Here is a 6,431-nt window from a genome sequence, read left to right as displayed (position 1 = left end):
GAACGGCGGGAATGTCCCGCCGTTCGCTGTCAATCCGGAAGGATTAGGACTCGCCGCCGTAGACATCGTACTTGAAGTACTTGTCGTTGATTTCCTTGTACTTTCCGTTGGCGCGGATGGCGTCGATCGCCTTATTGAACTGATTGACCAACTCGGTATCGCCCTTGCGTACCGCGATGCCGGCGCCCGGCCCATGGATCTCGATGTCGGGCGTGATCGCACCGATCAGCTTGCAGCAGGCGCCGTCCGGCGTGGCAAGCCAGCCTTCGAGAACAGTGATATCGTCGTTGACCGCGTCAACGCGGCCATTAGCGAGATCGAGCTGGTATTCTTGCGCGGTCGGGTACGGCTTGATTGTACTGTCGGTATAAGCCTTGGTTGAATAATTGAAGTGGGTGGTGGACGCCTGCACGCCGATCGTCTTGCCGGCCAGGTCCTCCTTAGTCACGCCCTTGATGTCGCTGTCCTTGGGCGCGGCGATCGCCGGCGGCGTGTTGTAGTATTTGTTGGTGAAGTCGACCTTCTCGGCACGCTCCGGCGTAATCGACATCGAGGCGACGATGGCGTCGAACTTGCCGGCCTGAAGCGCCGGGATAATGCCGTCCCAATCCTGCGCGACGAAGGTGCACTTCACCTTCATCTCTTCGCAAAGCGCGTTGGCGATGTCGATGTCGAAGCCCACGAGCTGGCCATCGGCAGTCAGGTTGTTGAATGGCGGATAGGCTCCCTCCGTGCCGATCCTCAAGGTTTTCTCCTGGGCCTGGGCAACGCCCAGGGTCAGCAGCGCGGCCGATGCGGCGAGCGCTATACGCAGTGCAGTACGCATGATGGTCCTCTCTGTATGTTCCCGGCCGTCGTTCCAAACGGCTCTGTGGGCGGTTCTTTTGACCGCCCGCTGACGCGATACTCCCATTCTTTCCCAAGGAAAAGCAACTATAAAACCGTTGCTTGCGAGGGTTCGCATTCCCAGACAATGCTGACGTTGGGGCAGGCACACCAAGGAGGAATTTGGGGGCGGCCGAATGCTCCTTCAGCAGTACCCTCAGCGCGTCAAACCTGTCGCGCGCTCGATGAAGTCGGCTATCGATTTCGTGTCGTCGAGATCGAAGACAGGCAGCCTTTCGTCCGCTAAGGCGAAGTCGGCGGCGATGGCGATGATATGCGGATCATGTGCCGAAAGCGGTGTCCGGTCCTTAGTCTCCAGCCGCCGCGTTTCGATCTTGCTGTGCGCCTCGCGCTTGTAGCCTTCGACCAGAACGATGTCGGAGGTGCCGAGCCGCGACAGGATCGCCTCAAGCGTCGGCTCGTCCTCGCCGCGCAATTCGTGCATCAGCGCCCAGCGCCTGTCAGACACGATGGCGACTTCAGTGGCTCCGGCCTGCCGGTGGCGAAAACTGTCCGCCCCCGGTTTATCGATGTCGAAATCATGATGGGCGTGTTTCACCGTCGAGACTTTCCAGCCACGCCGAACGAGTTCGGCGACCAGCTTTTCGGTCAGTGTCGTCTTGCCGGAATTCTTCCAGCCGGTGATACCGAAGACGCGTCTCATCATGGCTTCATGCTCTGCAACAGACGTTCGGCCCGGGCCAGGTCGTCTGACGTGTTGACGTTGAAGAAAGGGTCGTGCAGATGGCCTCCCGAGATCAGCATCGGGAATTCCACATCGACAAAGTCATGCCGGTCGATGAAAGCGGAAACCCGCCTGACATCTTCATCGACCAGAAAACGCCTCAAGGCGTCGTGGAGCCCCAGCGGCCAGAGCGCGAATGTCGGATGCCGTTTGCCGCCGGAACAGGCGACGGCGATCGCGCCGGGACGTTCGTCGACTGCCGCGGCCAGCCGCTCGACCAGATTTTCGGGCAGGAACGGTGTATCGCCCGCAGCCGTGACAACTGCCTCACAGGCCGTGTTCGCGGCAGCCCATTCGAGGCCGGTCAGGATCCCGGCGAGCGGTCCGGCGAACCCTTTCACCGTATCGGCAACCACCGGAAGCCCAACCCCGGCAAACCGTGCCGGGTCGTCATTGGCGCTGAGCACCAGCGGACCGACCTGCGCAGCAAAGCGCGCAACGACATGGTCCTGCAGGCTGCCGCCGCCGAGCGCAAGCAGGCCCTTGTCGCCGCCGCCCATCCGCCGCGACTGACCACCGGCCAGAATGACGCCGGCAATGTCTTTAGTCATCGTCTTTCGTCCATGCGGTCACTCGCCGCGATCGGCAAGCTATATGCCGTCAGGCGCCATGTCGGGTCCAGCGCTTTCGGCGGCTGTCTTTCGCCGGCCGACGATCCGTTCGCGGTAGAGAGCGTAGAGGCCGGAACCGACAATGACGCCGGCGCCGAAGATCATCGGCAGGTCGGGGACGTCGCCGAAGATGAACAGGCCAAGCAGGATCGACCAGAGCAGGACTGTGTAGCGGAATGGCGCGATGAACGAGATGTCGCCCTCCCGCATCGCCATGATGATGAACTGGTAACCGATGACCACTAGCACTGCCGCCAATGCCAGCAACGCTGTGCTTTCTCCCGTCATCGGTGTCCACCCACCCATTGGCTCAAGCAGCGCCGCGCCGAGCACTGTCATGGCAAGTGCCGTGGCAGTCGACACCAGCAATGTCGGAACGGCTAGCGGTATCCGCTTGGTGGCGAGGTCTCGCACCGCACAACAGGCGACACAGGCCAGCGCCAGCAGCGAATAGACACTGAATCCTTCGAAGCCGGGCCGCACGATAATCAGCACCCCGGCAAAGCCGATGGCGATGGCCAGCCAGCGCCGCCAGCCGACGCCTTCGTTGAACACAAGTGCTGCGCCCATCGTCACCGCCAGCGGCAGCGCCTGCAGCACGGCCGAGACGTTGGCGATTGGCAGATGCGCCAAAGCAACCAGGAACGACACAGTAGCGCCGGCTTCGCCGGCGACGCGCACCGCAACCATCGGCTGCAGCATCGAGCCGGGCAGGGCAAGCGCACCGCGTTGCCAGGCAAGCAGGCCTACGAAAAGCGAAGCGAAGGCGCCGCGGATCAGCATGACCTGCGCCATGTTCATGGATTCCGACGAGACTTTGGTGATCGCGTCGTTGAGCGTGAAACCAATCATGGCCACCACCATGAACAGCGCGCCGCGAAGATTTGGGGAAAGAAGCAAAGGCGTTACCGGTTGCGTTTTGCATCAAGCCTGTAGCAGCCGGTCATAAGACAGCAACGTCAAAGGGCTGGGCCACAGCCTTTCGCGTGGCCCAGCGATGTCTGATGTTCCAGGACAGCAGAACTTAGTTTGGCGTCAGCATTTCGGTGCCATTGCCTTCCTTGCCGGCAATCGTCCACAGGCCGTGCAGCGAGCCGTCCTCCTGTACCTTATAGACGACAAGGCCGACCGCCTTGCCCATGACATAGCCTGCCGAGAAGGCATCGTCGTTTCGCATGCAGATGCCGTCCGAGGACGAGCCGCCTGTCTCCCAGTGGATTGCGCAGGTCGTCTCGCTGGTCAGCGTGATGGTTGCCTCGCCGCCATAGGACGATCCGTCAAAATTGGTGCCGGCGACCGTATAGGTGCCGCCGATCGACTGGGCGGCCGCGGGCACGGCCGCGAGCCCAAGCAATGCAAGAGAAAGACTGAATTTGCGCATGTTGTAGTCCCCCACCGAGCGAGGATCCGCTCCCGAGCAGGAGGCTAGGCTGGAACGTTTCGCCAGTAAATCGGCAACCGGCTGCGGACCAGTCTTTTTCTGGGTGTGATCGAGAAGATCAGCCGCCGGTGACGCTCATGTGCCGCGACACCGACGGGCGATTGGTCCGGCGGTCGATGATGAAATCATGGCCCTTCGGCTTGCGGCCAATGGCTTCATCGATGGCGTCGGCGACCAGTTCATTGCCTTCGGATGCACGCAACGGTGCACGCAGATCGGCGGCGTCCTCCTGGCCGAGGCACATATAGAGCGTGCCGGTGCAGGTCAGCCGGACGCGGTTGCAGCTTTCGCAGAAATTATGCGTCATCGGCGTGATGAAGCCGAGCCTGCCACCGGTCTCGGCGACATGGACGTAGCGGGCCGGACCACCGGTCTTGTAGGGGATGTCGGACAGCGTGAACTGCCGCTCCAGCGCTGCACGCAGCAGCGACAGCGGCAGATACTGGTCGGTACGGTCGGCGTCGATCTCGCCCATTGGCATGGTTTCGATGACCGTCAACTCCATGCCGCGGCCATGCGCCCAGCGCAGCATCCCCGGCAGCTCGGCGTCGTTGAAATCCTTCAGCGCCACCGCATTGAGCTTTACCTTCAGCCCCGCTGCCTGCGCAGCGTCGATGCCCTCCATGACCTTGTCGAGATTGCCCCAGCGGGTAATCTGGCGGAATTTTTCCGGGTCCAGGGTGTCCAGTGAGACGTTGATCCGCTTGACCCCGCAATCGGCGAGTTCAGCGGCAAAGCGCGAAAGCTGCGAGCCGTTGGTGGTCAGCGTCAGTTCTTCCAGAGCGCCGCTTTCGAGATGACGCGAAATCTGACGCACTAGATGCATGATGTTCTTGCGCACCAGCGGCTCGCCGCCGGTAAGACGCAGTTTCCTGACACCCTTTTCGATGAAAACCGTGCACAGCCGGTCGAGCTCTTCCAGCGACAGCAGATCCTTCTTTGGAAGGAACGCCATGTCCTCGGCCATGCAATAGGTGCAGCGGAAGTCGCAGCGGTCGGTGACCGACACCCTGAGATAGCTGATCGTGCGACCAAAAGGATCGATCATGTCCATGCTAGTGCATTTCCCGTGGCTGCGAACGGCATCGTTATATATGGCTATGTGATACGATCCAACCTGCCATTCAAGATAAGAAGTTTCGATCCTAGGTCACATCGCGCCACCGACAGATTGGTCGGAAGTTTCGAAGCGGCTTTTCCCGCCGCGCGAAGCGGCGTAGGAAAGGACAGATGATGCGGGACCTATCACCATGACGGCGCCGAAAGAACTGAGGGTCTCGAAGGACCGCAGGCTGCTTACCGTGACGTTCCCTGACCATCAGCCGTTCGCGTTGCCAGCGGAGTTTCTGCGCGTTGCCTCGCCATCGGCCGAAGTGCAGGGCCATTCGCCCGAACAGCGTGTGACCGTTCCCGGCAAGCGCAACGTTGCGATCCTGAAGATCGAACCAGTCGGCAACTATGCCGTCCGCATCACCTTCGACGATTTCCACGATACCGGCATCTTCACCTGGAATTACCTGCATACGCTGGGTCATGAGCAGGAGGCCCGCTGGAATGCCTACTTAGCCGAGCTGGCGGAAAAGGGCCTTAGCCGCGATCGTTAGCTGGCGGCCATCCTGTCGTCAGAACATCATGGATCGGGAGTAACGGCGGCTGGACTATCCGGAAGCAAGAATGTCCATCATAACCACGGTCGAACAGCTCGAAGCGCTCTATGGCCTGCCCGGCGAGACCTCGCTGGTCAAGGAACTCGACCATGTGATTCCCGAGTACGCCGCCTTCATCGAGGCCTCGCCTTTTGCCGCGCTCGCGACCAGCGGGCCGGAAGGGCTGGATTGCTCGCCGCGCGGCGATCTCGCCGGCTTCGTTCGCATCCATGATCCGAAAACCCTGATGATGCCGGACCGGCGCGGCAACAACCGTGCCGATTCGCTAAAAAACATCATTCGCGATCCGCGCGTCGGCCTGTTGTTCCTGGTCCCAGGCTCCGGCACGACGCTGCGCGTCAACGGCCGCGCCCACATCACCACGGATGCCGCGCTCTGTGCCTCGTTCAGCGTCGACGGCAAGCCGGCGCGCTCGGTCACGGTCATCAAGGTCGATTCGGTCTATTTCCAGTGCGCTCGCGCCATTGTCCGGTCGGAACTGTGGAACCCGGCGAGGCATGTCGACCCAAAATCACTACCGACACCCGGAAAGATCCTGGAAATCACCAGCCGGAAAGGCATCGACGGCGAGGCTTACGACAAGGAATGGCCGGAGCGCGCGAAAAAGTCTATGTGGTGAGCGGATCGTTCCGCGAGCTCCATCCTTTTGTTTGAGCATCGGATTTTCCCAAAACCGGTTTCCCCGTTTGGGCCCGATGCTCCAGTCACGCTTCCTTGAGGACGTCGGCAATCTTGCGCATCTGCTCGCCGATCATGTCGCATTGCTCCGGCGTCGACTGGCTCATCGCTTTCTCGATCAGCGCCATATGGACCTTCAGCGCCTGCATCAGCAGTTCCGTGCCGGCTTCGGTCAAGGTCAGCCGCAGCACCCGCTTGTCTTTCTGATCGCCTTCGCGGCGCAGCAGGCCGCGTGTTTCGAGTTGCGGCAGCAGCATGGTGATGTTGGAGCGGCCGACCAGCAGCCGGCGGGCGAGATCGTGCTGCGACATGCCGGGATGGCGGTAAAGGTTCATCAGCACGTCGAGCTGCGCCGGCTTCAGGTCCAGCGGCGCGAGCTTCGCCGCCAGCGTGCGCTCCAGCAC

At 61.4% G+C, this 6,431-nt stretch carries 9 protein-coding genes; 2 read left to right on the top strand and 7 right to left on the bottom strand.

The window, feature by feature from the left end; all coding sequences use genetic code 11:
• Positions 1 to 43 precede the first annotated feature (43 nt).
• The 6 genes from EOA85_RS24140 to moaA form a co-directional block, all read right to left on the bottom strand.
• On the bottom strand, positions 44 to 826 hold the full coding sequence (locus EOA85_RS24140; protein ID WP_127211438.1) for an ABC transporter substrate-binding protein: 783 nt from the start codon (positions 824 to 826) through the stop codon (positions 44 to 46).
• Positions 827 to 1,042: 216 nt separating this feature from the next.
• A complete protein-coding gene (gene mobB, locus EOA85_RS24135) occupies positions 1,043 to 1,552 on the bottom strand; it encodes a molybdopterin-guanine dinucleotide biosynthesis protein B (protein WP_127211437.1) in 510 nt (169 codons plus the stop codon).
• The gene (mobA, locus tag EOA85_RS24130) at positions 1,549 to 2,181 is read right to left on the bottom strand and encodes a molybdenum cofactor guanylyltransferase MobA (RefSeq protein ID WP_127211436.1); all 633 of its coding nucleotides are present in this window, start codon (positions 2,179 to 2,181) and stop codon (positions 1,549 to 1,551) included. Before mobA ends, mobB begins: the two co-directional genes overlap by 4 nt.
• Positions 2,182 to 2,220: 39 nt before the next feature.
• On the bottom strand, positions 2,221 to 3,141 hold the full coding sequence (locus EOA85_RS24125; RefSeq protein ID WP_127211435.1) for a DMT family transporter: 921 nt from the start codon (positions 3,139 to 3,141) through the stop codon (positions 2,221 to 2,223).
• 124 nt (positions 3,142 to 3,265) lie between these two features.
• Positions 3,266 to 3,622, bottom strand: a complete 357-nt coding sequence (locus EOA85_RS24120; protein WP_127211434.1) for a hypothetical protein — start codon at positions 3,620 to 3,622, stop codon at positions 3,266 to 3,268.
• Positions 3,623 to 3,740: 118 nt separating this feature from the next.
• Positions 3,741 to 4,736, bottom strand: a complete 996-nt coding sequence (gene moaA / locus EOA85_RS24115; protein WP_127211433.1) for a GTP 3',8-cyclase MoaA — start codon at positions 4,734 to 4,736, stop codon at positions 3,741 to 3,743.
• Positions 4,737 to 4,926: 190 nt separating this feature from the next.
• On the opposite strand from moaA, the gene EOA85_RS24110 reads away from it, so the two are divergent.
• Both EOA85_RS24110 and EOA85_RS24105 read left to right on the top strand, forming a co-directional pair.
• Complete coding sequence (locus EOA85_RS24110; protein WP_206523355.1) at positions 4,927 to 5,286, top strand: DUF971 domain-containing protein; 360 nt, start codon at positions 4,927 to 4,929, stop codon at positions 5,284 to 5,286.
• 70 nt (positions 5,287 to 5,356) lie between these two features.
• Positions 5,357 to 5,968, top strand: coding sequence for a pyridoxamine 5'-phosphate oxidase family protein (locus EOA85_RS24105; RefSeq protein ID WP_127211431.1), 612 nt, complete (start codon positions 5,357 to 5,359; stop codon positions 5,966 to 5,968).
• 85 nt (positions 5,969 to 6,053) lie between these two features.
• Here the strand turns inward: EOA85_RS24105 and EOA85_RS24100 are convergent.
• On the bottom strand, positions 6,054 to 6,431 hold a 378-nt coding region (locus EOA85_RS24100; RefSeq protein WP_164759843.1), incomplete at its 5' end, for a MarR family transcriptional regulator.

The organism is Mesorhizobium sp. M5C.F.Ca.IN.020.29.1.1 (assembly GCF_003997375.1).
Classification (GTDB): Bacteria; Pseudomonadota; Alphaproteobacteria; order Rhizobiales; family Rhizobiaceae; genus Mesorhizobium; species Mesorhizobium wenxiniae.
The sequence above is the reverse complement of the archived record's forward strand: the minus strand, read 5'-3'. Positions and strand labels throughout refer to the sequence as shown.

Coding starts and splice junctions, on each gene's coding strand:
- EOA85_RS24140 (WP_127211438.1), bottom strand. CDS start 826: ATGCGTACTGCACTGCGTATAGCGCTCGCCGCATCGGCCGCGCTGCTG.
- mobB (WP_127211437.1), bottom strand. CDS start 1,552: ATGATGAGACGCGTCTTCGGTATCACCGGCTGGAAGAATTCCGGCAAG.
- mobA (WP_127211436.1), bottom strand. CDS start 2,181: ATGACTAAAGACATTGCCGGCGTCATTCTGGCCGGTGGTCAGTCGCGG.
- EOA85_RS24120 (WP_127211434.1), bottom strand. CDS start 3,622: ATGCGCAAATTCAGTCTTTCTCTTGCATTGCTTGGGCTCGCGGCCGTG.
- moaA (WP_127211433.1), bottom strand. CDS start 4,736: ATGGACATGATCGATCCTTTTGGTCGCACGATCAGCTATCTCAGGGTG.
- EOA85_RS24105 (WP_127211431.1), top strand. CDS start 5,357: ATGTCCATCATAACCACGGTCGAACAGCTCGAAGCGCTCTATGGCCTG.